This is a genomic window from Nocardioides sp. (assembly GCF_025965415.1).
Lineage (GTDB): Bacteria > Actinomycetota > Actinomycetes > Propionibacteriales > Nocardioidaceae > Nocardioides.
The window spans coordinates 26,480-50,281 of sequence record NZ_JAOPWY010000168.1 but is presented as its reverse complement, the minus strand read 5'-3'; the positions used below and the strand labels follow the sequence as shown (position 1 = coordinate 50,281).

At 71.0% G+C, this 23,802-nt stretch carries 20 protein-coding genes; 13 read left to right on the top strand and 7 right to left on the bottom strand.

What is annotated here, in order from left to right:
* The first annotated feature begins 9 nt into the window (after nucleotides 1-9).
* Nucleotides 10-4,911: an NAD-glutamate dehydrogenase gene (locus JWN97_RS17755; protein WP_297625776.1), complete on the top strand. Its 4,902-nt coding sequence runs from the start codon at nucleotides 10-12 to the stop codon at nucleotides 4,909-4,911.
* On the opposite strand, the gene JWN97_RS17750 is transcribed toward JWN97_RS17755, so the two are convergent.
* The gene (locus JWN97_RS17750; protein WP_297625773.1) at nucleotides 4,886-5,644 is read right to left on the bottom strand and encodes a sulfite exporter TauE/SafE family protein; all 759 of its coding nucleotides are present in this window, start codon (nucleotides 5,642-5,644) and stop codon (nucleotides 4,886-4,888) included. The two genes, JWN97_RS17755 and JWN97_RS17750, sit on opposite strands and share 26 nt — an antisense overlap.
* Nucleotides 5,641-6,342 (bottom strand): FadR/GntR family transcriptional regulator, encoded by a 702-nt coding sequence (locus JWN97_RS17745; RefSeq protein WP_297625770.1) that lies wholly within the window; start codon nucleotides 6,340-6,342, stop codon nucleotides 5,641-5,643. Before JWN97_RS17745 ends, JWN97_RS17750 begins: the two co-directional genes overlap by 4 nt.
* A 116-nt stretch (nucleotides 6,343-6,458) precedes the next feature.
* Here JWN97_RS17745 and JWN97_RS17740 point away from each other — a divergent pair, with 116 nt between their 5' ends.
* The 4 genes from JWN97_RS17740 to JWN97_RS17725 all read left to right on the top strand — a co-directional run bounded on the left by JWN97_RS17740 (nucleotide 6,459) and on the right by JWN97_RS17725 (nucleotide 10,636).
* Nucleotides 6,459-7,778: an SLC13 family permease gene (locus JWN97_RS17740; RefSeq protein WP_297625767.1), complete on the top strand. Its 1,320-nt coding sequence runs from the start codon at nucleotides 6,459-6,461 to the stop codon at nucleotides 7,776-7,778.
* A 5-nt stretch (nucleotides 7,779-7,783) separates the two neighbouring features.
* Complete coding sequence (locus JWN97_RS17735; RefSeq protein ID WP_297625764.1) at nucleotides 7,784-8,959, top strand: CoA transferase; 1,176 nt, start codon at nucleotides 7,784-7,786, stop codon at nucleotides 8,957-8,959.
* Between the two features lie 61 nt (nucleotides 8,960-9,020).
* Nucleotides 9,021-10,466 (top strand): carboxyl transferase domain-containing protein, encoded by a 1,446-nt coding sequence (locus JWN97_RS17730; protein ID WP_297625761.1) that lies wholly within the window; start codon nucleotides 9,021-9,023, stop codon nucleotides 10,464-10,466.
* Between the two features lie 17 nt (nucleotides 10,467-10,483).
* Nucleotides 10,484-10,636: a hypothetical protein gene (locus tag JWN97_RS17725; RefSeq protein ID WP_297625758.1), complete on the top strand. Its 153-nt coding sequence runs from the start codon at nucleotides 10,484-10,486 to the stop codon at nucleotides 10,634-10,636.
* 278 nt (nucleotides 10,637-10,914) lie between these two features.
* Here JWN97_RS17725 and JWN97_RS17720 read toward each other — a convergent pair whose 3' ends face one another.
* On the bottom strand, nucleotides 10,915-11,856 hold the full coding sequence (locus JWN97_RS17720) for a Ku protein (RefSeq protein WP_297625755.1): 942 nt from the start codon (nucleotides 11,854-11,856) through the stop codon (nucleotides 10,915-10,917).
* A gap of 16 nt (nucleotides 11,857-11,872) precedes the next feature.
* Here JWN97_RS17720 and ligD (JWN97_RS17715) point away from each other — a divergent pair, with 16 nt between their 5' ends.
* From ligD (JWN97_RS17715) to JWN97_RS17680, 8 genes are all read left to right on the top strand, one after another.
* On the top strand, nucleotides 11,873-12,793 hold the full coding sequence (ligD, locus tag JWN97_RS17715) for a non-homologous end-joining DNA ligase (RefSeq protein ID WP_297625752.1): 921 nt from the start codon (nucleotides 11,873-11,875) through the stop codon (nucleotides 12,791-12,793).
* Nucleotides 12,790-13,500 carry a L,D-transpeptidase family protein gene (locus JWN97_RS17710; RefSeq protein WP_297625749.1) on the top strand — a complete coding sequence of 237 codons (711 nt, stop codon included), beginning with the start codon at nucleotides 12,790-12,792 and terminating at the stop codon, nucleotides 13,498-13,500. The genes ligD (JWN97_RS17715) and JWN97_RS17710 overlap by 4 nt, the downstream gene beginning before the upstream one ends.
* Nucleotides 13,497-14,399, top strand: coding sequence for a non-homologous end-joining DNA ligase (gene ligD, locus JWN97_RS17705; protein ID WP_297625746.1), 903 nt, complete (start codon nucleotides 13,497-13,499; stop codon nucleotides 14,397-14,399). Before JWN97_RS17710 ends, ligD (JWN97_RS17705) begins: the two co-directional genes overlap by 4 nt.
* Before the next feature lie 71 nt (nucleotides 14,400-14,470).
* Nucleotides 14,471-14,617: a hypothetical protein gene (locus JWN97_RS17700; RefSeq protein ID WP_297625743.1), complete on the top strand. Its 147-nt coding sequence runs from the start codon at nucleotides 14,471-14,473 to the stop codon at nucleotides 14,615-14,617.
* Nucleotides 14,618-14,642: 25 nt separating this feature from the next.
* Complete coding sequence (locus JWN97_RS17695; protein ID WP_363321311.1) at nucleotides 14,643-15,329, top strand: response regulator transcription factor; 687 nt, start codon at nucleotides 14,643-14,645, stop codon at nucleotides 15,327-15,329.
* An 80-nt stretch (nucleotides 15,330-15,409) separates the two neighbouring features.
* The gene (locus JWN97_RS17690; RefSeq protein WP_297625737.1) at nucleotides 15,410-18,427 is read left to right on the top strand and encodes a hypothetical protein; all 3,018 of its coding nucleotides are present in this window, start codon (nucleotides 15,410-15,412) and stop codon (nucleotides 18,425-18,427) included.
* Nucleotides 18,428-18,523: 96 nt separating this feature from the next.
* Entirely contained in the window at nucleotides 18,524-18,841 is a 318-nt protein-coding gene (locus JWN97_RS17685; protein ID WP_297625734.1) for a hypothetical protein, read from the top strand.
* A 105-nt stretch (nucleotides 18,842-18,946) separates the two neighbouring features.
* Entirely contained in the window at nucleotides 18,947-19,693 is a 747-nt protein-coding gene (locus JWN97_RS17680) for a phage Gp37/Gp68 family protein (protein WP_297625731.1), read from the top strand.
* Here the strand turns inward: JWN97_RS17680 and tcmP are convergent.
* The 4 genes from tcmP to JWN97_RS17660 form a co-directional block, all read right to left on the bottom strand.
* Complete coding sequence (gene tcmP / locus JWN97_RS17675; RefSeq protein WP_297625728.1) at nucleotides 19,680-20,822, bottom strand: three-Cys-motif partner protein TcmP; 1,143 nt, start codon at nucleotides 20,820-20,822, stop codon at nucleotides 19,680-19,682. The genes JWN97_RS17680 and tcmP overlap by 14 nt on opposite strands.
* Nucleotides 20,823-21,500: 678 nt before the next feature.
* Complete coding sequence (locus JWN97_RS17670) at nucleotides 21,501-22,103, bottom strand: hypothetical protein (protein ID WP_297625725.1); 603 nt, start codon at nucleotides 22,101-22,103, stop codon at nucleotides 21,501-21,503.
* Between the two features lie 6 nt (nucleotides 22,104-22,109).
* Entirely contained in the window at nucleotides 22,110-22,496 is a 387-nt protein-coding gene (locus JWN97_RS17665) for a hypothetical protein (protein WP_297625721.1), read from the bottom strand.
* Between the two features lie 86 nt (nucleotides 22,497-22,582).
* A complete protein-coding gene (locus JWN97_RS17660) occupies nucleotides 22,583-23,779 on the bottom strand; it encodes a hypothetical protein (RefSeq protein ID WP_297625718.1) in 1,197 nt (398 codons plus the stop codon).
* Between the last annotated feature and the right edge of the window lie 23 nt (nucleotides 23,780-23,802).

Below are 23,802 nucleotides of genomic sequence, written 5' to 3'. Positions count from 1 at the left end.
GGTCGGAGCGTGGCGACGCCTGAGGAGACCAAGGACCATCAGCTCGACGCGGCGACCCAAGCGCACCCGGAGTGGGGGGACCTGCTCCACGCCTACTACCGCCACGTCGCTCCGGAGGAGGTCGCCGAGCGCTCCCCGGAGGATCTGTTCGGGGCGCTGGCCTCGCACCGCGAGCTCGCCGCGTCGCGTCCGCAGGGCACGGCGGCGGTCCGGGTCGTGACGCCCACCAGCGCCGAGTCCGGCTGGTCGGCCGCGGGCCGCTCGGTGGTCGAGGTCGTCACCGACGACATGCCGTTCCTCGTCGACTCGGTGACCATGGAGCTCAACCGCCTCGGTCACAACGTGCACCCCGTCGTCCACCCGCAGTTCTCCGTCGAGCGCGACATCACCGGCGCGCTCCAGAAGGTGTCCTCGCGCGTCGAGGAGCCCCAGTCCCGCACCTCCGAGACCGGCGACGAGTCGTGGATGCACGTCGAGATCGACCGCACCGACGACGCGGAGGCCGCCGACATCACCGAGGGTGTGCAGCGGGTCCTGCGTGACGTCCGGGAGTCGGTCGAGGACTGGGCCAAGATGCACGCCCAGGTGCTCTCGGTGGTCGGCGAGCTCACCGACGACCCGCCGCCGCTGCCGCCCGACGAGGTGGCCCAGGGGCGCGACTTCCTCACGTGGCTGGCCGACGACCACTTCACCTTCCTCGGCTACCGCGAGTACCAGCTCGAGGCGGAGGAGGGCGCGCCCGACGAGTGCGGGCTGCGTGCCGTCCCGGGCTCCGGTCTCGGCATCCTGCGTCACGACCAGGACCTGTCGAGCGCCTTCGCCAAGCTGCCGCCGCTGGTGAAGGCCAAGGCGCGGGAGAAGACGCTGCTCGTGCTGGCCAAGGCCAACTCGCGCGCCACCGTGCACCGTCCGGCGTACCTCGACTACGTCGGCGTGAAGACGTTCGGCGCCGACGGTGAGGTCGTCGGCGAGCGCCGCTTCCTCGGCCTCTTCTCCAGTGCCGCCTACACCGAGTCCGTCACCCGGATCCCGGTGCTGCGCGAGAAGGTCACCGAGGTGATGCGCCGGACCGGGTTCGACCCGCACAGCCACGCCGGCAAGGCGCTGATGGACACCCTCGAGAACTACCCGCGCGACGAGCTCTTCCACACCTCGCCAGCCGAGCTGGCCCCCGTGGCCCAGGACGTCATGTTCGCCCGCGAGCGCCGCCAGCTGCGCGCCTTCGTGCGTCGCGACACCTACGGCCGCTACGTCTCGGTGCTGGTCTACCTGCCGCGCGACCGCTACAGCACCGCCGTGCGCGAGCGGTTCTCCGACATCCTGCGCGACTACCTCGGCGGCGAGCACGTCGAGTTCACCGCCCGCGTCAACGAGTCGACGACCGCGCGCGTGCACTTCGTCGTCCACCCGCCCAAGGGCGGCCACATCCCCGACGTCGACGTCCCCGAGCTCGAGCGCCGCCTCACCGAGGCGTCCCGCTCCTGGCGCGACGACTTCATGGCCGCGGTCGTCAGCGAGTACGGCGAGGAGCGCGGCTCCCAGCTCGCGAGGGCCTGGGCGAACGCCTTCCCCGAGGCCTACAAGGAGGACTACAGCCCCCAGCGCGCGGCGCTGGACCTCGGCCGGATCGAGGACATCCAGGGCGACGAGGGCATCGACCTGGCCCTCTTCGACCAGGACGGGCGGGGCGGCACCTACCGCCGCGGCGAGTCGCGGCTCAAGGTGTTCCGCGTCGGTGAGCCCCTGTCGCTGAGCACGATGCTCCCGATGCTCACCTCGATGGGCGTCGAGGTCGTCGACGAGCGCCCCTACGAGCTCGAGGGCCTGTCGCGACCGTCGTACATCTACGAGTTCGGCCTGCGCCACGGCCGCGTCCTCCCGCCCCACGAGCGGACCCTGTTCGCCGAGGCGCTGCGCGCCGTGTGGGACGGCTACAACGAGATCGACGGCTTCAACCAGCTCGTCCTCGCTGCCGGGCTGACCTGGCGCCAGGCCACCGTGCTGCGCGCCTACGCGAAGTACCTCAAGCAGGGCAACTCGCCCTTCGCGCTCGACTACATCGAGGAGGCGCTGCGGAGCAACGTCGACATCACCCGCCTGCTCGTAGAGCTCTTCGAGAGCCGCTTCGACCCGGGCCGCGGCGACCGCGTGCTGGCCGCCGACGCCGAGGCGCGGGTCTCCAAGGTGGAGGCGATCGAGGATCGGCTCGCCAAGGCGCTCGACGACGTGGTCAGCCTCGACCACGACCGCATCCTGCGCTCCTACCGCACGCTCGTGCGCGCCACCTTGCGCACCAACTTCTTCCAGCGCACGGCCGACGGCCAGGCCCGCCCCTACATGAGCTTCAAGCTCGAGCCGTCGGCGATCCCCGACCTGCCCGAGCCGCGGCCCCGCTACGAGATCTTCATCTACAGCCCGCGCGTCGAGGGCTCGCACCTGCGCTTCGGCGCGGTCGCGCGCGGCGGCCTGCGCTGGTCCGACCGGCGCGACGACTTCCGCACCGAGGTCCTCGGGCTGGTCAAGGCGCAGATGGTCAAGAACACCGTCATCGTCCCGGTGGGGGCGAAGGGTGCGTTCTTCTGCAAGCAGCTGCCCGACCCGGCCGACCGCGACGCGTGGCTGGCCGAGGGCGTCGCCTGCTACAAGACCTTCATCTCGGGCCTGCTCGACATCACCGACAACCTCGTCGACGGCGAGACGGAGCCGCCGCCCGAGGTCGTACGCCACGACGGCGACGACACCTACCTCGTCGTGGCCGCCGACAAGGGCACCGCGACCTTCTCCGACATCGCCAACGGTGTCGCGAAGGACTACGGCTTCTGGCTCGGTGACGCGTTCGCGTCCGGCGGCTCGGTGGGCTACGACCACAAGGCGATGGGCATCACCGCCAAGGGCGCCTGGGTCTCCGTGCAGCGGCACTTCCGCGAGATGGGTGTCGACTGCCAGGCCGAGGACTTCACCGCGGTCGGCATCGGCGACATGTCCGGCGACGTCTTCGGCAACGGGATGCTCTGCTCCGAGCACACCCGGCTCGTGGCGGCCTTCGACCACCGCGACATCTTCATCGACCCCGATCCCGACGCCGCGTCGTCGTACGCCGAGCGCAAGCGCCTCTTCGAGCTGCCGCGCTCGAGCTGGAAGGACTACGACAGCTCGCTGATCTCCGAGGGTGGCGGCGTGTGGCCACGCTCGGCCAAGTCGATCCCGGTCTCCGCCCAGGTCCGCACCGCGCTGGGCCTCGGCGCCGACGTGACCGCGCTGACCCCTGCCGAGCTGATGAGGGCGATCCTGCTCGCGCCGGTCGACCTGCTCTGGAACGGTGGCATCGGCACCTACGTCAAGTCGTCGCAGGAGACCAACGCCGACGCCGGCGACAAGGCCAACGACGCGATCCGCGTCAACGGCGAGGACCTCCGCGCCACGTGCATCGGCGAGGGCGGCAACCTCGGGTTCACCCAGCTCGGCCGGGTGGAGTACGCCCGCCACGGCGCCGGTGGCGGAGGCGGTCGGATGAACACCGACTTCATCGACAACTCCGCCGGGGTGGACACCTCCGACCACGAGGTCAACATCAAGATCCTGCTCGACAAGGTCGTCCGCTCGGGCGCGATGGACGAGCCCGCCCGCAACCACCTGCTCGCCGAGATGACCGACGAGGTCGGCCGCCTGGTGCTGCGCGACAACTACGAGCAGAACCTCGCGCTGGCCAACGCCGAGGCGCACGCGCCCTCCCTGCTCCACGTGCACGAGGACTGGATGCGCGCCCTGGAGAAGCGCGGCGTGCTCAACCGCGAGCTCGAAGGGCTGCCGAGCACGCGCCAGGTGCGTCGTCGCCTCGACCGCAAGCAGGCGCTGTCCGGGCCGGAGCTCTCGGTGCTGCTGGCGTGGACCAAGATCGTGCTCGCCGACGAGCTGATCGGCTCCGACCTGCCCGACGACCCCTACCTGCGCGAGGACCTGCTGGCCTACTTCCCGAGCCGGATGAAGCCGGACCTCGAGGCGGCCATGGAGGACCACCCGCTGCGTCGCGAGATCATCGTGACCCAGGTGGTCAACGACCTGGTCAACGGCGCCGGCATGACGTTCTGGCCGCGCCTCGCGGGGGAGACGGGCGCGAGCCCGGCCGACCTGACGCGCGCCAACTTCGTGGCGCGGGAGATCTTCGGCTCGTTGCCGCTGCGCGAGGCGATCGCCGCCCTGGACAACAAGGTGCCCGCCGAGCGCCAGACCCGGATGCGGATCGAGATGCGCACGCTCGTGGAGCGCGCGTCGCGCTGGCTGGTGAGCAACCGCCGCCCGCCGCTCGACTCCCGGGCGACCGTCGCGTTCTTCCGCGAGCGGGTGCAGGCCGTCATGGCCGAGCTGCCGAGCATCATGAGCGGTCGTGAGCTCGACGACTACACCGCCCGTGAGAAGCGGCTGAGCGCCCAGGGTGTGCCCGACGACCTCGCCTCGCACGTCGCCGTGCTCGCGCCGGCGTACGCCCTCCTCGGCATCGTCGAGACCGCCGATCGCCTCGACCTCGACCCGGTCGAGGTGGCGCGCGTGCACTTCGCGCTCGGCGAGCGGCTCGGCCTGCCGGCCCTGGTCGAGCGGATCTTCGCGTTGCCGCGCGACGATCGCTGGCAGACCATGGCCAGGGCCGCGCTGCGCGACGACCTCTACGGCGTCCACCAGCAGCTCACCGCCCGGGTGCTCGAGACCACCAGTCCCGCCGACAGCGCGCCGGCGCGGGTGGCGGAGTGGGAGAACGCCGACGAGGAGCTCGTCGGCCGCTCGGCCGCGACGCTGGAGGAGATCTGCCGCGAGGAGACCGCCGAGCTGGCCCGTCTCTCCGTGGGCCTGCGGGTGGTGCGCGGCCTGCTGTCCTCACCCGCGACCGGGATCAGAGCATCAGCACCGCGGCGGTGATGCCGGCCGCGACGACGGCCCAGCGGAAGACGGCGTCGGGCAGCTTGCGGCCGATGCGCGCGCCGACGTAGCCGCCGACGAGCGACCCCGCGGCGAGCAGCACGACGACGTCCCAGCGCGGGTGGGCCACGAAAACGAAGACCAGGCCGGCGACGATGTTGCCGACCATCAGCGACAGGGTCTTCAGGCCGTTGATGATGCGCAGCTCGAGGTCGGTGCCGAGCCCGAGGACGGCGACCATCATCACCCCCGCACCGGCGCCGAAGTAGCCGCCGTACACCCCGGTGAGCGTCGCGAACCCGGCGGTGACCGGTGACATGTGCCGCCGCTCCACGTGGCGCTCGCCGTGGCGCGCGCGCAGCCAGCCGGCGATCCGCGGCTGGGCGCCGACGAGCAGGCAGGTGAAGAGGATGAGCCACGGCACGACGGCCTCGAACACGCCGGGCGGCAGGCCCAGAAGGAGCGCCGCTCCGGCCACGGCCCCGAGGGCGCAGACGAGGACGATCACCCGCGCGATCGGCCCGGCCTCGCGCACCTCGGCGCGGTAGCCGACGACCCCGCCGAGCCCGCCGGGGATCAGGCCGAGGGTGTTGGAGACGTTGGCGACCACGGGCGGCAGGCCGAGGGCGACGAGCACCGGGAAGCTCAGCAGGGACGCGACGCCGACGGTGGAGGAGAGCACGCCGGCGCCCAGCCCGGTCGCGACGACCAGGAGCGCCTCGGTCAGGGTCACTGCGCCTCGCGCAGCAGGGCGACGTCGCTGACCATCTCGACGTGGGCGTGCATGGCGGCGGCCGCGGCGTCGGGGTCGCCGGCGCGGATCGCGTCGGCGATGGCGCGGTGGCCGGCGAGGGAGTCCTGCGGTCGGCCGGGCTGGCCGAGCGACTCGAGCCGCGTCTCCTTGACCAGGTCGCCGATCTCGTCCATCAGCCGGGCCAGCAGCAGCGAGTGGGAGGCCGCGGTGACGGCGCCGTGGAACCGCTCGTCACCCTCCACGCCGCGACCGCCGGCCTCGATGTCGGCCTCCATGAACGCCAGGGCGTCGTCGATCCGGGCGAGGTCGTCGTCGGTGCGTCGGGCCGCGGCCAGGGCGGCGATCTTGGTCTCCAGGGCGTCGCGGGTCTCGATGATCTCGGGGAGCCGGTCGGCGTGGCTGCGGATCGCCTCGACGATGCGGGTCGACTGTTGGTGGCGCGCGGTGACCACGGTCCCGTCGCCGTGCCGTACGTCGACGACGCCCACGACCTCGAGGGCCACGAGCGCCTGGCTGAGGGTCGCCCGGCTCACTCCGAGGCGCTGCGCGAGCTCGCGCTCGGGGGGCAGCCGGTCGCCGGCGACGAGGCCGTTCTCACCGATCCACGAGGAGATCTGGGCGGCCACCTGCTCGTAGAGCCGGGTGCGGAGCAGCCGGGGAGGAAACGACTCGGACATGGGGACAGACTATTGACTCGCGGCTCATTGTCCTATTGGCTAGGCCACTGAGCCAAGCGCGTGATGAGGGTCACCACCGGTCCCCGCCGTGCGGCATCGAAGTCGGAGGTTCTCGCATGGGTCCGGAATGGGTGGCGATCCTCGCCCTGGTCGCGTTGTTCGTGATCGGCACGCTGTTGCCGATCAACATGGGAGCGCTGGCCTACGTCGCCGCGTGGTTCGTCGGGATGTACGCCCTCGACCTCGACGAGAAGGAGATCCTCGCCGGTGTCAGCGGCGACCTGATCCTCACCCTCATCGGTGTCACCTACCTCTTCGCCATCGCGCGCAACAACGGGACGGTCGACCTCATCGTCCGCACCGCCGTGCGCGGCGTCGGCGGGCGCGTGGCGCTGATCCCCTGGGTGATGTTCGGCGTGACCGCCGTCCTCACCGGCATCGGCGCGGTGAGCCCCGCGGCCTGCGCCATCATCGGCCCGATCGCGCTCGGCTTCGCCGGCCGCTACGGCATCAGCCCGCTGATGATGGGCATGTTCGTCGTCCACGGCGCGCAGGCCGGCGGGTTCTCGCCGATCAGCATCTACGGCGTCATCACCAACTCGGTGATGGAGGACGCGGGCCTGCCCTCGAGCGAGATCACCGTCTTCCTGGCCAGCCTGGTCGTCAACACCGTGATGGCCGCGATCCTCTTCGTGGTGCTGGGCGGGCGCAAGCTGATGGCGATGCGGATCGACCCCGACGACCCCGACACGCTGGACGACGACCTGCACCGTGGCGGCGCCACCGTTCCCGCCCGCGGCTACGGCACGTCGGCCCCCACCGGCACCCAGGCCCAGGGCGTACGCCGTGACCAGGTCCTGACGCTCGTCGCCTTCGTCGGCGTGGCGCTGGTCGCGCTGGTCTTCGACAAGAACATCGGCTTCGTCGCGATCACCGCCGCCGTCATCCTGGCGATGCTCGCGCCCAACGAGCACAAGGACGCGGTCAAGCAGATCGCCTGGCCGACCGTGCTGCTGGTCGCCGGTGTGAGCACCTACGCCACCATCCTCACGACTGCCGGCTCCCCGGAGTTCGTCGGCAACTGGGCCGCCGGCCTCGGTGCGGCCGCCATCGGCGCACTGATCCTCTGCTACGTCGGCGGTGTCGTCTCGGCCTTCGCCTCCTCCACCGCGCTGCTCCCGGTGATCATCCCGATCGGCGTGCCGCTGATCGCGGACGGCGGCATCAACGCCGCCCTCTTCGTGGCCGCGCTCGCGGTGTCGTCGACGATCGTCGACGTGAGCCCGTTCAGCACCAACGGCGCGCTCATGCTGGCCAACAGGCCCGACTCCATCAGCGAGCCGGTCTACTACAAGCAGATCCTGGGCTACGGCGTCATCGTCACCCTGGTCGGACCCCTCCTCGTCTGGGCCGCGCTGGTCCTCCCGGGCTGGTGACCGACATGACCGGACCGCTCGCAGACCTGCTGGTCGTCGACCTCACGCGCGCCCTCGCGGGACCGCACGCCACCCAGATGCTGGGCGACCTCGGTGCCCGCGTGATCAAGGTGGAGTCGCCCGGCAGCGGCGACGACACCCGCGGGTGGGGGCCGCCGTTCGTCGGCGAGCCCGACGCCCGCCAGTCGACGTACTTCCTGTGCACCAACCGCAACAAGGAGTCCATCGCGCTCGACCTCAAGGACCCGGCCGACAAGGACGTCCTGCTCGGCCTGATCGATCGCGCCGACGTGCTGGTGGAGAACTTCCGCACCGGCGTGCTGGAGCGGCTCGGCCTCGGGATCGAGGAGCTGATGCGCCGCAACCCGCGCCTCGTCGTCCTCTCGATCACCGGCTTCGGCCACGACGGACCCGAGGGCGGTCGTGCCGGCTACGACCAGATCGCCCAGGGCGAGGCCGGCCTGATGTCGCTGACCGGCTCGGGGCCCGACGACCCGCAGCGCGTCGGCGTACCGATCGCGGACCTGCTCTCCGGGATGTACGGCGCCTACGGCGTGCTCGCCGCGCTCCACGAGCGGCACGCCACGGGCAAGGGCACCGTCGTGCGCACGTCGCTGCTCGCGTCCGTGGTCGGGGTGCACGCCTTCCAGGGCACCCGCTGGACGGTCGCCGGGGAGGTCGGCCGCGCCCAGGGCAACCACCACCCCTCCATCGCGCCCTACGGCCTCTTCCACTGCCGCGACGGAGCGGTGCAGATCGCGCTCGGCAGTGAGGGCCTCTGGAAACGCTTCTGCGAGGGCTTCGGCCTCGACCCCGACGCCGAGGGGCTCGCCACCAACCAGGAGCGGGTCGCCCAGCGCGAGCGCGTCATCGAGGTCGTCGAGGAGGCCTTCGCCGACTGGGACGCCGAGCCGCTGCTGGCCCGCCTCGCCGAGGTCGGCGTGCCGGCCGGCAAGGTGCGCACGCTCGACGAGGTCTACGAGTGGGACCAGGTCGCCAGCCAGGGCCTGCTGGTGGACGTCGAGCACGCCACCCTCGGCCACCTGACCCTGCCCGGCCCGCCGCTGCGGTTCTTCGACGCCGAGGGGGCCGAGGTCACCCGGCGCGACCACGCGGCCCCACCGCTGCTCGACCAGCACGCCGACGAGATCCGGGCCTGGGTCGGGGGAGGCGGAGCGTGAGCACACCCCGCGGCGTTCTCCTCCTCCGCTGCGCTCCCCCGAACCACGCCGCGGGGACCCCGTGACCCGACGCTGGAGCGCGCCCGAGCTGCTCGACCTGGTGCTCGACGAGGGCACCTTCACCTCCTGGGACGCACCGATCGACCTCTCCGGCGTGGACGAGTCCTACCGCGCCGTGCTCGAGGCGGCGGCCGCCAGGGCGGGCACCGACGAGTCGGTGCTCACCGGACGCGGCGAGGTCCGCGGCCGGCCGGTGGCCGTGGTGGTCAACGAGTTCGGCTTCCTCGCGGGCTCCATCGGCCGGGCCGCGGCCGACCGGATCATCGCCGCCGTCCGGAGGGCCACCGCCGAGGGCCTGCCGCTGCTGGCCAGCACCGCGTCGGGCGGCACCCGGATGCAGGAAGGCACGCCGGCCTTCGTGCGGATGGCCGAGATCTCCCGCGCGCTGATGGACCACCGTGCCGCCGGACTGCCCTACCTCGTCCACCTGCGGCACCCCACCACGGGTGGCGTCTACGCCTCGTGGGGGTCGCTCGGCCACGTCACGGTTGCGGAGCCCGGCGCGCTGGTGGGCTTCCTCGGCCCCAAGGTCTACGAGGCCCTCAACGGACGGCCGTTCCGTCCCGGCGTGCAGGTGGCCGAGAACCTCGCCGCCGTCGGGGTCATCGACGGCGTCGTCGCGGTCGAGGACCTGCCGGCGATGGTCGACCTCGCCCTCGCCGTGCTGGTCGACGCCCCCGGCCCGGGCCGGTTGCCGGCACGCGCACGACGACCACTGGCCGGGGTCAGCGCCTGGGACAGCATCGAGCGCACCCGTCGTACGGACCGGATCGGGCTGCGCGACCTGCTCGCCCACGGCGCCTCGGGCACCGTCCGGCTGAGGGGCACCGACGAGGGCGAGCGTGACTCGACGGTGATGGTCGCGCTGACCCGCCTCGACGACCAGCCGTGCGTCGTCGTCGGCCAGGACCGGGCGCGGCAGGCGCCGGGCCACGCGATGGGGCCCGGTGCCCTGCGCGAGGCCCGCCGCGGCATGCGCCTCGCCGAGGAGCTCGACCTGCCGCTGGTGACCGTCATCGACACCCCGGGTGCCGAGCTGTCGCCGGACGCCGAGGAGCGCGCCATCGCCGGAGAGATCGCCCGCTGCATCGCGACCCTGACGACGATGACGGTGCCGACCGTCTCGGTGATCCTCGGCCAGGGATGCGGGGGAGGGGCGCTCGCCTTCCTCCCCGCGCGCACCGTGGTCGCCACCGAGCACGCCTGGCTCTCGCCGCTCCCGCCCGAGGGCGCGAGCGTCATCGTGCACGGCGACGTCGACCACGCGCCCGAGATGGCCGAGCGGCAGCGGGTGCGGGCCACCGACCTGCTGGCCGACGGCATCGTCCACCACGTGGTGCCGGAGATCGACGGCGAGCCCGCCAGCGACCTCGCCGTCGCCGTCGCGGCCGAGGTGTCCGCGCTGCTGCGTGAGCAGGTGGGTGGCGCGCTGAAGGTCGGCGCATGAGCGTGCGAGGATCGACCGTGGCCGTCCCCGATGCGCTGGCCCTCGCCCTGGCCGACGGCCGCTCGCTGGAGCACCGGACCGGGGGCGACCCCGACGGCTTCCCGTTCGTCTACCACTCCGGCACCCCGAGCGCCGCGATCGTCGACCCGCTCGTCTGGGACGCCGCGTAACGCGCCGGCCTCCGGCTGGTGACGTACTCCCGTCCCGGCTACGGGGCCTCGACGCCGCGCCCCGTCCCGGACGGCTGGCCGGTGCCGAACCGTCGGGTCAGCCGCGGCCCCCGGCGAGCGGTGGTCCAGCCACATTTCGTACGCCGAAAAGGTGGCTGTGCCACCGCTGACCGTCGCGTCCCGCCGCAGCCCCCGGCGAGCGGTGGTCCAGCCACATCTCGTACGCCGAGAACGTGGATCCGCCGCCGCTCGAGCGGCCCAGCTCGAGCGGCCGGCCCCTAACTGGCCTTCTTGGCCTGCTTCTTCGCAGCCGTCTTCTTGGCGGTGGTCTTCTTCGCAGCGGCCTTCTTGGCCGGCGCCTTCTTCGCGGCGGTCTTCTTGGCGGGCGCCTTCTTCGCGGCCGAGGACTTCGTCGCCGGCTTCTCGTCGGCGTCCTCGGTCTCCTCGCCGCGGGCCGTCTTCGCGGCGGCCACCGACTTCTGCAGGGCCGCGAGCAGGTCGACGACCTCGCCGGAGGTCTTGGTGGAGGTCTCGGTGCGCTTGATCTCGCCGCCCTCGATCTTCGACTTCACGAGCGCCTCGACGGCACCGGCGTAGTCGTCCTCGAACTCGCTCGCGTCGAAGTCGCCGGCCAGCGTCTCGACGAGCATGTGGGCCATCTTGACCTCGGCGGGCTTGACGTCGCCGGGCTCCACGGAGAAGTCAGGGGTGCGGATCTCGTCGGGCCACATCATCGTCTGCAGCACGATCACGTCGTCCTTGACCCGCAGCACGGCGATGCTGGTGCGCTGGCGCAGCGCGACGGTGACGACCGCCATCCGGTCGGCGTCCAGCAGCGCTTGGCGGAGCAGGGCGTAGGGCTTGGCGCCGGCGCCCTCGGGCTCGAGGTAGTAGGACTTCTCGAAGAGCAGCGGGTCGATCTGCTCGCGCGGGACGAACTTCTCGACCGCGATCTCGCGCGACGACGTCGCCGGCAGCTCGGCCATGTCGTCGTCGGTGAGGATGACCATCTCGCCGTCCTCGGTCTCATAGCCCTTGGCGATGTCGGCGTAGGCCACCTCCTCGCCGTCGAGGGAGCAGACGCGCTGGTACTTGATCCGGCCGCCGTCCTTCGCGTGCACCTGGCGGAAGGACACGTCGTGGCTCTCGGTGGCGGCGTACAGCTTGACCGGGACGCTGACCAGGCCGAAGGAGACGGCACCCTTCCAGATCGCTCGCATGGGGTAAGCATGTCCCATGCGTCCCATGCTCGCCACCAAGACCGACCGTGTGCCGACGGGCGCGCAGTGGCTGCACGAGGTCAAGTGGGACGGCGTGCGCGTCCTCGTCGACGTCCGCGACGCGGTGGTGCGGATGACCAGCCGCAACGACAACAACGTCACGGCCGCGTGGCCCGACCTCAGCGATCCGCCGCTCGGCGACCGCGACCTGCTGGTCGACGGCGAGGTGATCGCCCTCAACGAGCGCGGCGTCCCCGACTTCCGGGTGCTGCAGCACCGCATGCACCTGCGCAACGCCCAGGAGGTGGCGCGGTTGGTGAAGAGCGTTCCTGCCACCTTGATGGTCTTCGACCTCCTCCGCCTCGACGGCGAGGACCTCGCCGATCGGCCGCTGGAGGAGCGGCGGGCGCTGCTCGAGGAGCTGCCGCTCGGCGACTCGACGTGGCAGGTCCCGGCGGCGTACGACGACGGCGACATGCTGTTCGACGCCACCCTGCAGCAGGGGCTGGAGGGTGTCGTGAGCAAGCGCCGGACCTCTCGCTACCGCTTCGACCAGCGCAGCGACGACTGGCGCAAGCTCGCCCACCGGCACCGCGGTTCCTTCGTCGTCGGCGGCTGGCGCCCCCAGGTCGGTACGACGAACCGGCTGGCCGCGCTGCTGGTCGGCGAGCAGACCGCCGACGGCCTGCGCTACCGCGGGCGGGTCGGCAGCGGCATCGCCGGGGCGACCAGCACCCGCTTGGCGGCGCTGCTCGCGCCGCTGGCGAGCGACGCGTCCCCGTTCGTCGACGAGGTCCCGCGGGTGGACGCGGAGGGCACCTTCTGGGTGGAGCCGCGGGTGGTGGTCGACGTCAAAACAAACGGCGTCGGCTACGAGCGGCTGCGCCAGCCGTCGTTCCAGGGCGTGCGCGACGACGTGTCCCCGGAGGACCTGTGAAGGGGCTGGTCGCCGGCGCGGTGCTCGTGGCCGGTCTGCTCGCGCCGCTCCCGACGGCGGCTACCTCGCCGGCGCCCGCAGCGGCGGAGGTCGTCCGCCTCGGCGGCGTACGCGTCGAGCTCCGCGCCGGCACCACGCAGGTCGTCACCGTCAGCCACACCCGCGGCGTCCGGGCGCGCGTCTCGCTGTGGCGGCTGACCGGCGAGGGCTGGCGCAGGCAGCTGACGACCACCGACGGCCGCACCGGCTACGGCGGGCTGGTGGCGGGGGAGCGTCGCGTGCAGGGGACGGGCACGACCCCGCTGGGGACCTACGGCCTCCCGTCGACCTTCGGCACCCACGGGGCGGACCCGAGCGCGGCGCTGCCCCACCACCGGATCCGCCGCGGCGACCACTGGGTGCAGGACAACGCCTCGCGCTTCTACAACCGGCTGCGCAACCAGCGCCAGGGCGGCTTCCGGTGGTGGCTGCCGTCGTCGGACCCCAACTCCTCCGAGCGGCTGACCGACTACGCCCACCAGTACGAGTGGTCGATCGTCACCGACTTCAACGTCGAGCAGGTCCGCCACCGCGGCTCCGGCATCTTCCTGCACGTCAACGGGCGCGGGGCGACGGCCGGGTGCGTCAGCGCTCCGCGCAGGTTCGTCCGGTCGCTCGTCCGGATCCTGGACCCTGCGCGCGTGCCGGTGATCGGGATCGGCCGATGACCCCGACCAACGAGATCCAGGTCGACGTGGAGGGGCGCACCCTCTCGATCAGCAACCTGGACAAGGTGCTCTACCCGCGCACGGGCACGACCAAGGGCGAGGTGCTCAACTACTACGCCCAGGTGTCGCCGGTGCTGCTGCCGCACCTGAAGGACCGGGCCGTCACCCGGATCCGGTGGCCGCACGGGGTGGAGGGGTCGAGCTTCTTCGAGAAGAACGCACCGCCCGGCACGCCTTCGTGGGTGCGGACGGTCGAGGTGCCGACCACGGGCTCGCGCACCGGCAAGGGCGACTCGATCCTGCGCTTCCCGATCTGCGACGACCTCGCGACCCTCACGTGGCTGGCCAACCTCGCTGCCCTCGAGTTGCACGTGCACCAGTGGACGGTCGACCCGGACGGCACGCCGCGCCACCCCGACCGCCTCGTGATCGACCTCGACCCGGGCGACCCGGCCGGCCTCCACGAGTGCGCGCAGGTGGCCCTGATGGTGCGCGACGCGCTCGCCGAGCGCGACCTGGGCTGTACGCCGGTCACGAGCGGCAGCAAGGGGCTCCACCTCTACGCCCCCCTGCCCGGCGAGCTCGACAGCGACGGCACGACCGCACTGGCCAAGGAGGTCGCCGAGACGCTGCAGCAGGAGCACCCGGACCTGGTGACGGCCACGATGACGAAGGCCAAGCGGCCGGGGAAGGTGTTCCTCGACTGGTCGCAGAACTCGGGCTCCAAGACCACGATCTCCCCCTACTCGCTGCGCGGCCGGGAGCGTCCGACCGCCGCCACCCCGCTCACCTGGGACGAGGTCGAGGCCGGCGCCGAGGACGAGCTGGCACTCGAGCAGCTCACCCTCGACCAGGTCCTCGAACGGGTCGCGGAGCTCGGCGACGTCTTCGACGCGTGACCCGGAATCTTTTACCTTGTGTCACCACCATGAGGGTCGGGTGTGGATCTGCGGACCGGATGCTTGGTGACATGTCCCGCATCATGCTGATCCCGGTCGCAGTCCTCCTGGCTTCCGGAGCCGTCGTGCTCGGGCCCGGCGAGCAGGCTCCCGCGGTCCCGGCCCAGACGGTCGTCACGCAGACCGCTGACATGGGCAATCACGTCACCAACCGCTGACCCTCCCTCTATGCTCCTTCGCATGGTGCATGACGTGTTGGTGGTCGAGGACGAGGAAGACATCGCCGTCCCCCTGATGCGCACCCTGGAGCGAGAGGGTTACGAGGTCACTCGCGTCTCGGGTGGCGCAGAGGCGGTGTCGTTCGTCATCGAGCAGGCGCCGGCCGTCGTCATCCTCGATCTCGGCCTCCCCGACATGGACGGGATCGACGTCTGTCGCCAGATGCGGGCCGGTGGATACCTCGGCGGGATCATCATGGTGACCGCCCGGGCCGGCGAGCTCGACCGCGTGGTCGGCCTCGACGTCGGCGCCGACGACTACCTCGCCAAGCCCTTCGGTCTCGCCGAGCTCCTCGCGCGGGTGCGCGCCCTGCTGCGTCGCAGCACGCAGGTCGTCCAGGAGGGCACCACCGTCACCACCGCCTCGGGGCTCAAGATCGACGCGGCCTCGCGCCGCGTGCACCTCGGCGAGCGCGAGATCGCGCTGACCGCCAAGGAGTTCGACGTCCTCGCGGTGCTCGCGTCCCACCACGACAAGGTCGTGCCGCGCGAGACCCTGATGAACCAGGTCTGGGACCAGAACTGGTATGGCTCGACCAAGACCCTCGACGTCACCATCGGCCGCCTGCGCAGCAAGCTCGAGGCCGCCGACGCCGGCGAGAAGGTCGTCGCGATCCGCGGCGTCGGCTTCCGGCTCGAGACCGGCGCCTAGGCCGCTCGCGCCACTGGGTCGCGGCTAGACCAGGGCGGCCGTTCCTTTACCCACGCCCGCGCGAGGGCCAGCATGCCCCTATGGGCATCCTGGCCCGGTGGCGCTGGTGTCGGGACCTCGGGACTGCCGTACGCGTCGACCCGGGGCCGGAGCCGCGCGCCGCGCTGGAGCTGCGCGTCCACGGCGTGCACGGCACGTCGCCCTCGTCGATGCTCGGGGCCAAGGACCCGCGCCAGGTCGCGGGTGACGGCATCACCGGGGTGTTCCGCGCCGACGGGGCGCTGCCGCGTCGCGAGCTGCGACCCGGACATGCGGTCGAGGCCTACAGCTGGGGGGCCCTCACCTCCGCGGTCCGCGGCGCGCTGGGCTGGGTGCAGCGGGTGCTGTGGCTGGGGCTGCTGCCCTTCGCCCTGATCAACCTGGCCTACTGGGCGCGCCTCCACGTCGGGCTCCACGACCGGCGCGGCGTCTGGGGTGCCGTGGTGGTGCGCTGGGCGGCGCTCCTGCTGACGATGCTGATCGTGCTGACGGCCTGCTTCGTCTCCCTCGACCTGGTGGCGTGGCAGTGCTACCGCGGCGGGACGAAGAGCTGCGACGTGCTGCCGGGCCTGCTGGACTTCATGATGTTCCTGGCCCCGAGCCAGCGGCTGGCGGTGGCGGCGGTCGTGCCGCTGGCCGGCATCGGCGTGATGTGGTTCCTCTCGCGCCAGTCGCTCGCGCGCTACGAGTCGTGCCTCGACAGCGACGGCACGGGCGGCGGTGAGCACCTGCTGCAGGACACGCGGTTCTGGTCGTCCACCCGCCGCACGCTCCGGCTCCAGCGGATCCACCTCTCCGCCGGCATCGCCACCGTGATGGCGTACGTCGGGGTGCAGGTCGACCGCCTCGCGGACCGCCCCAGCGCCTGGACGCTCGCGGCGATCGCGGTCCTGGTCGTCGCGTTCGGGGCGGCGGCGCGGCTGCACCCGCAGGACCTGGAGCACCGGGCGCCCGAGGTGGACGGCTCAGGCCCTGCCGACCGCTGGGCGCGACGGCTGCTGCGGCTCACCGTGCTGCTGGTCGTCACCCGGCTCCTCTGGTTGTACGTCGCGTCGGCGGAGGGCTCCCGCGAGTGGGACTCCGGCGCCGGCTGGTTCGGCCACAACCTGTGGTTCATCGGGGTCTTCGTCGCCCTGTCGGCGGTCAACATCGCCGTCTTCGTCGCCGGGCGCCTGACGGCCCTGCCCGCGACGCTGACGATCGTCCTCTTCATCGCCGGCGTCGCGATCGCGGCCGGGCTGAGCCTCGGCACCGACCGGACCACCGAGCAGGTGCAGCGGGTGCTGGCCGCGTCGGGCGCCTTCGCCATGGCCTTCTTCGTCGCCATGCTGGTCTGGCAGCTGCGACAGGGGCGCCCGGAGAAGAAGCGGCGCGCGCAGGCCTGGAACGGCGGCGGGGCGGCCGTGCTGATCGGGGCCGCCGGCTGGATCGGGCTGCTCTTCACCACCGCGGCCGTGACCGCAGCCTCGGACTACCTCAACGGCCCCGACCAGTCGGTCTCGGACCTGACGTCGGACCAGAAGGCGGTCGAGGACTCGACGCCGCCGCAGGAGGTGACCGGTGCCGAGGCCGACCTGGTTGTCGCGCTCGCGAAGGGCGCGGTGCTGCGCGACGGCATCGTGGTGATGGGGGAGACCCCGCAGCTGCTGCGCGGCTCGGTGGTGGTGGACACCGCCGAGGTCACCGAGGGCCTGCTGCGCCGCACGCTGCCCGACACCGTCGTGCTGGACGGCACGCTGCAGATGGAGGACGAGACGCTGCTGCTCGCGGACACCTGCTGGGTCGACGAGGGCGACGCCGTCCCCGCGTCGTGCCACCCCGAGACGCCGGGCTTCGTCTCCGGGGCGGAGGTGACGGTGAGCGGCAAGATCCTCTCCCTCGCCGCGGACGGGCGGGTCCGGCTCGAGGTCGCCGAGCCCCCGACGACCCCGCTGGTGCTGCCGCAGGTGCTGGTCTGGGCGCCGATCGTGCAGGTCCTGTGGGCCGTCCTGTCGGGCCTCATCGCGACGGCCTGCTGGGTCCGCCTGCACCGGCGGCTCAAGGCCCCCATCAAGAGGCTGGTGGAGAAGGAGGACGTGCCGACGGAGTCACGGGTCGACGTCCGCCACAAGCGGCTGCGGGCGGCGTACGCCCACCGCGCGGAGCGGATGATCGAGCTGCTGGGCGGCGTGACGGTGGTGTCGGTCCTGCTGCTGCTGTGCCTGTCGGCGACGGGCCTGCCGCCCAACACCCTCGTCAGCACGCTCTTCCCGCAGTGGCGCAGCGACCTGCCGCACCTGGTCGCGAGCCTGTCGCTCTACGTCGTGCTCGGCCTCAGCGCCGGCCTGGTCCTGCTGAGCAGCTATGTCCGCCGGTCGGAGGCGACCCGCAAGGCGGTCGGCATCCTGTGGGACCTGACGACCTTCTGGCCGCGCGCGGCCCACCCGCTGAGCCCGCCCTGCTACGCCGAGCGCGTGGTGCCGGAGATGACCACGCGGATCCGGTGGGGGCTCGAGCGACGCGGCCTGGTCGTGGTCTCCGGGCACAGCCAGGGCTCGCTGATCGCGGCGGCGACGCTGATCCGCCTGGACCCCGACGAGCTGCGGCACGTCAGGTTCGTGACGTACGGCAGCCAGCTGCGGGCGCTCTACGGCAGGATCTTCCCGCGGGTGCTGGGGCCCGGCGTGCTGGGCTACGCAGCCACCGACGGCACTCCGACCTTCACCGACGTGCAGCCCGACGTGCCGAGTGACGGCGCGGTCGTCGAACACGTGTCGCCGCCGGGTGCGACGACGCCGACCCTGTGGGACCTGCTCGGGCACGACGGCTGGGTCAACCTGTTCCGGCGCGCCGATCCGCTGGGCTGGCGGGTCTTCTCCGACGCAGACTCCGACCACGACGTGTGCACCCCCGAGGTGCCGCCGCGTGCTGCCGGCGATCCCGGTCCGACGGTCTTCACGCACAGCGGCTACCAGCACACCCTCGACTACCGCCGCGTCGTCACCGGGTGGCTGGCGGAGCCGCTGGTGGACGAGAGCGCGTGGACCATCGGCGAGGTGCGGCCGCTCCCGGAGCCGTGAGGCGAGGTTGTCCACAACCTTTACCTGACCCCTGTTTCCCGTGCTCAGGGCTGGGTAGCGTCCACGGTGCACCTTCTCGGGGAAGCAGGAACCACCATGTCCGTGGACCGTCTGGCGGCCGATCGTGCCTCGGCCGCGCACGACGAGCTCGTCGAGCGGCTCGACGCCGACGTCCGCGAGCGGGTGCGCCGCGAGGGCGTCGACCCGCAGCGCGAGGCTCCCGTCGTACGCCGCATCGCCGAGGACGTCGTCCGCGACCACGACGAGCTCAGCCTGACCGGCGCCGTCGCACCGATCGCCGACGACGGGGTGATGGTCGGGGAGCTGGTGGCCCGGGTGTCGGGCTTCGGGCCGCTGCAGCAGTTCCTCGACGACCCCGAGGTCGAGGAGGTGTGGATCAACGACCCCTCGTAGGTTGACAAGGAGTAGCGTACTGGCCGACTCCTGAGGACGCTAGGCCTCGTCCGAAACGACCTTGTCTTGCTGAACTGTCGGTGGCTGGTGACATACCTTGTAGTCATGGCAGACGGCAGCGGAATCGAGTGGACCGAAGCCACGTGGAACCCCACCACTGGCTGCGACCGCATCAGCCTGGGATGCGACAACTGCTACGCCTTGGCCCTGGCCAAACGCCTAAAAGCGATGGGCAACCCGAAGTATCAAGAGGACGGCGACCCGCGCACGAGCGGCCCAGGCTTTGCGATCACCGAGCACCCGTCGGCCTTGGACATCCCGCGACGGTGGGCCTCGCCGCGCGTCATCTTCGTCAATAGCATGTCCGATCTGTTCCACGCTCGGGTGTCGTCGGCGTTCATCCGCGACGTCTTCCAGGTGATGGAGGAGACGCCCCGGCACACCTACCAGTTGCTCACGAAGCGGCCTCGGCGTGCGGCCCGGATGGCCGATGAACTTCCTTGGCCGAGCAACGTGTGGCTCGGCGTGAGCGTCGAGACGTCCGAGCAATTGTGGCGGTTGGACGAGCTGCGCCGCGTGCCTGCTGCAACTCGGTTCGTCTCGGCTGAGCCGTTGCTGGGATCACTCACCGGACTCAACCTCACCGGCATGCACTGGCTGATCGCGGGCGGTGAGAGTGGCCCGAACCATCGTCCGCTAGACCCCGAGTGGGTCCGCGAACTTCGGGACGAGTGTAGGGACCAGAAGGTCTCGTTCTTTTTCAAGCAGTGGGGTGGACGAACGCCCAAGAGCAACGGCAGAGAACTCGACGGTCGACTTTGGGACGAGATGCCCGTCGCTACACAGGCTTGAGCGTCAACTGAAGCAGTTCCTTCACGCCCACGGGGCTCGTGGTTGTGAGGCCCGCAGCAAGTACCTTCTTCATCGCGGCGCGCAGGTGAAGGCCCCGGGCTACTCCGGCGAGGTCCCCGAAGACCTCGTCGTACCGATCGAGGACGCGGAACGGCTCGCCCTTGGCCAACTCGGATTCAAGGTTGTTGGCGAGGGTGTCGATCCACTCCTCCTTCAACCTGGCCTCCTCCGCCTTGAAGTTTTCGACCCAGGAATCGTCGTCACCGAAGAGGGTGCCGACAGCTGCTTGCTGTGCTGAGACCCGGCGCCACTTCTCGAGACCGAGCGAGGACGCCTCGCCGAAGTACTCCAACCCGGCGAGGTGGCGCGACGCGAACACCAGGTAGTAGAGGGGCTTCAGCCCGGCACGCTGCCGGACGTCAATGACCCAGTGGCCAGCGTGACCTGCCTCTTTCGACAGCCTCTCGGCGTACCCGTTGACGACGGCCTGCTCGGCGGCGTCCTTGTCGGGCAGTTCGACTAGCCAGGACTGGCGCCACCAGTCGCCACCGCAGACCTCGTCCATGCGGGCGAGGGTCCCCTCGGTCGGCGTCTTGCTCGTCAGGTGGCCCGCGATCCGCCGGAGGGCTCCAGCAGAGAAGTTGATCAACACCTCGGTGGCCGGTTGTCCACGGCCCGCTGGACGGTCGAAGATCTGGACGACCTCCGCAAAGGGGATCACCAGCCCGCACGGGTCCAGGTAGACGAAGAGCGGGATGCCGTCGCACTGCTGCAGCAGGTCGGGGAGGTGAGTCGAGATGTCTCCATCGTTGACCGTGACGGTTACGCCGTCACCCTCATCTTCAACCACCGTTCGCAACGCGGCGATGGTGTCGGCGTCCTCCTCCACAAAGTGGCACTCGACGGTACGCGGCATACCTGCGTGGGCTTTGGCGTGCCGGAGCAGCATCGCCCCCGAGCCCTCCTCTTCACTCGAGTATCGGCCCGGGCCGGCATATCCGTCGATGAACGCCACCCGGTTGCCTTTCGACCTGCTACCCGTCTTGCCGATGAAGGGAGGGGCGTAGGAGTCGATGATGCCGTGCTTCAACACGGCAGCAGACTTCTTGGTCTTGTGGAACTCGAGCACGAGACGCCCCCCGGGCGATCGGTGACAGAGTTCACAGGCTATGTGAGCGCGGCCCCGGACGTTGGCAGATCGCCGGTGCCACGCGCATGCGTCGTGACGCCCTCCTACCGCGCCGAGGTTCGCCATACGAGGCCTGGCTAACGGCGGTGCCGGGTCTGCTGTCGCACGACGACATGCTCGGGCAGCAGGCTCGGCTGCCGCTCCCACGCCTCGTCGGCGGCGTGCATCGGGCATGCGTCCGGGTTCGGTCCGCGCCACGCGCAGCCCTTGACGGCGCAGGCCCGGCCGTTCACGGCACTTCCGTCCATCCGGTATGTCCGCTGGCTTTCTGGTGGAGTCCCATCCCGCCGCATCCAAGTACTCGCTGGCAGTCGTTGCAGCGTCTACGGATCGCTGCGACGGTGCGCCCGACATGGCGCATCCTGGCCAGCGCAGCCTCGCTCATGCGGTAGCCCCTCTCGGGCGCGCTCGGCACCGGCGTGGGCGTCGGTGAGGGCGCGGCATTGCGAGGCCGTCCAGCGGGCTCCTCGGCCTTCCTCGGGGGGTGCAGGTGCCCGGTGAACCGGTAGTGCTGTCCGAGCCGCGTGTGCTCGTCCAAACCCACCTGCGTGAAGAACATGTCACCGCACGTTGGACAGGTCTTGGTGGGAATCTGCATGCTGCCAAAGGCCGGTCCCCTCACAGCAGGCCCAGCCGTTCCAGATCGCGGCGGATATGGGGTGGCGGCGTCGTCTTCATCGTCTCGTCTGAGGGGGCGGTGGGAGCGCTGTCCTCGACTACTTCGGCCTCGACGATGTCATCGGGCTCGTCCTCGTCTAGTGCCTCGAGGTTCCACGCGAGAACTTCGGGGGATGGCTGGTGGGCGATCGGCTGGGCCGGAGCCAGACCGTTCGGGTCGTTGAGGATGTTCCGGAACAGCGCCTCAACCGGGTCTACGGCCCCTATGCCGACCAGCAGCTTCCCGGTTGCGTTGAGTCCGGCCCGGTCGAGCATGTCCTGCGCGATCTTGACCTTGTCTCGCGCGTCCACGCCGGGGTCATCCAGCCAAGCGAGGAGTCGCTGCACCATGTCGTCGGCAGCGTTGCCCATCCTGGCGGCGGCGCGGTCTCGGACTACAGGGATGAGGCCCCCGTGCTGGCCGCAGACATTTGCTCCGGGGACGGCTTCGCGGCGGCACTGCTTGCCGTCCTGCTTGTAGTGGCCCTCGCACCGAAGGACAGTGGGCGGGGCCAACATGTCCCACCAGTCCTCGGAGTGGGTGACCTTGTTCCGGTGGCCCACGTCAGCTCAACTCCAGACGAGCGAGGACCGCTTGCCGGGCCGCTCGAAGACGCAGGCCTTGCAGGACCAGCACAGCGCGACGACAACCACCGATGCGCCTGCCGGAATCCAGAGCCGGTCGTTGATCGAGCGCTTGTCGTTGCCGCAGCGGTCGCAGGACTGCGAGTCGTGCCGGGGGAGCGGGTCCTCCAGCATCGCGTCCAGCAGCGGCATAGCCGGGACGCCCTCCGTGGCGAACCGGAGCAGTGGAACGCCCACCGCGCAGTCCTCGGGGACCGGCCCGCCAAGAGCGTGTAGCACGACCATCGACGTCTTCTCGTCCAGCATCGCGACTTGGTTCGCCTCGGCCCACGGGACCAGAGCAGCGGCATCTTCTATGGCGGACATGAACATGGTTCCTCCTGAGTTGCGACCTCTAGTGACCTTGGTGACCGGCCCAGCGGGGGAGGAGGTCACTGAACCCCCGCCGGGCCGGTGGCTCAGGTGGTGTAGAGCGTCGGAGCGGTGTACGACCCGGAGGCACTGATCTGCATGACCATGCCGGCCAGACGGTGACGGACGCCGGTGCCGAAGCCCCGCACCCAGTACGAGTCCTGGAGCGGGTAGTCGTCCTTGTTGCCTCCGACGATCCGGAGTCCCCGCAGGGTGGGGCTGCGGTGCTGGCGGAACATGATCGGGTTGGACGAAGCGAGCGAGCCGCCGGACGCCAACGCGGTGACGTACCCGGCAGGGATGCGCGTCGACTCGATCACGATCGCCTCGTCATATGAGCCCTTGACCGGGAACCCGGCGAACGTGGCCGATGCCTGCTGGCCGATGAGGTCACCGTCCGTGGCGAAGAACGACTGGCCCTGGCTCGGGATGAAGTCAGCCTTAGCCCCGGTCGCGACCCGGAAGCCGTTGATGACGTCGCCTTCCACCGCGTTCACGAAGATGACGATCTGGGAGCCGTTCTCCTTCGCGTAGCCGTGCGACTTGAAGTCGGTGACGATCTCGTCCAGGTCAGCCGAGTTGACCGTCGCTGCGCCGCTCGTCCGGTAGTGGGTGTGCGTCCCGGGGAAGGTATTGCCTTCGTAGGCCGGAGGCACCCAGCCGTCTCCATTGGCGAAGGCGAGGACGTCGAACACCTGACCCGACTTCTTGTCAGTCACGCTCCGGTTGGTGTTGCGGAAGACCGTACCCATGACCTTGCCGAAGACGTTGTCGCGGTCAGCGGCGACGATCGCGGCCGCGTTGGCGGCGATCTCGGACTCGGTGGCGTCGGCGAGGTACTGCCACGTCGAGCGCCAGGCCACGTCGAACCACTTGAACGGCACGCCCATGTTGAGCGTCGAGTGCTGGGCGCGGTTGGACGTCGGCACGCCGTACTCGGATGCGTCCTCGAACGTCGGACCAGCCCCGAGGGTCTGGAGGACGGAGGTGACCGCGGACGTCACCGGGAAGGTGAACAGGTCCACGAAGCGCTGCTGGCTCTCGTTAGAGATCGAGGCGACCTGCTCCAGTTCCGCGAACAATTCGCGGAGGTCGCGCCCGTCCGCGGTTCGCAGGACGTCGGCGCGACCGCTGTAGCCACGGGCCATCATCTGCATGTCGCCGTAGATGCCGTGGTTGAGGCCGATGAGGCCGGAGATGTCGCCGGCCGCCAGTAGCGATCGCTTCTGGGTCGTGTGATTCATGGGGTGCTCCCGTGCGTGGTCGG

What these genes read in the sequence shown, in the direction of transcription:
- JWN97_RS17700 (WP_297625743.1), top strand. Translation starts at nt 14,471, where the DNA reads ATGTCCCGCATCATGCTGATCCCGGTCGCAGTCCTCCTGGCTTCCGGA.
- ligD (WP_297625746.1), top strand. Translation starts at nt 13,497, where the DNA reads ATGACCCCGACCAACGAGATCCAGGTCGACGTGGAGGGGCGCACCCTC.
- JWN97_RS17745 (WP_297625770.1), bottom strand. Translation starts at nt 6,342, where the DNA reads ATGTCCGAGTCGTTTCCTCCCCGGCTGCTCCGCACCCGGCTCTACGAG.
- JWN97_RS17740 (WP_297625767.1), top strand. Translation starts at nt 6,459, where the DNA reads ATGGGTCCGGAATGGGTGGCGATCCTCGCCCTGGTCGCGTTGTTCGTG.
- JWN97_RS17680 (WP_297625731.1), top strand. Translation starts at nt 18,947, where the DNA reads ATGGCAGACGGCAGCGGAATCGAGTGGACCGAAGCCACGTGGAACCCC.
- JWN97_RS17690 (WP_297625737.1), top strand. Translation starts at nt 15,410, where the DNA reads ATGGGCATCCTGGCCCGGTGGCGCTGGTGTCGGGACCTCGGGACTGCC.
- JWN97_RS17685 (WP_297625734.1), top strand. Translation starts at nt 18,524, where the DNA reads ATGTCCGTGGACCGTCTGGCGGCCGATCGTGCCTCGGCCGCGCACGAC.
- JWN97_RS17735 (WP_297625764.1), top strand. Translation starts at nt 7,784, where the DNA reads ATGACCGGACCGCTCGCAGACCTGCTGGTCGTCGACCTCACGCGCGCC.
- JWN97_RS17660 (WP_297625718.1), bottom strand. Translation starts at nt 23,779, where the DNA reads ATGAATCACACGACCCAGAAGCGATCGCTACTGGCGGCCGGCGACATC.
- JWN97_RS17720 (WP_297625755.1), bottom strand. Translation starts at nt 11,856, where the DNA reads ATGCGAGCGATCTGGAAGGGTGCCGTCTCCTTCGGCCTGGTCAGCGTC.
- ligD (WP_297625752.1), top strand. Translation starts at nt 11,873, where the DNA reads ATGCGTCCCATGCTCGCCACCAAGACCGACCGTGTGCCGACGGGCGCG.
- JWN97_RS17665 (WP_297625721.1), bottom strand. Translation starts at nt 22,496, where the DNA reads ATGTTCATGTCCGCCATAGAAGATGCCGCTGCTCTGGTCCCGTGGGCC.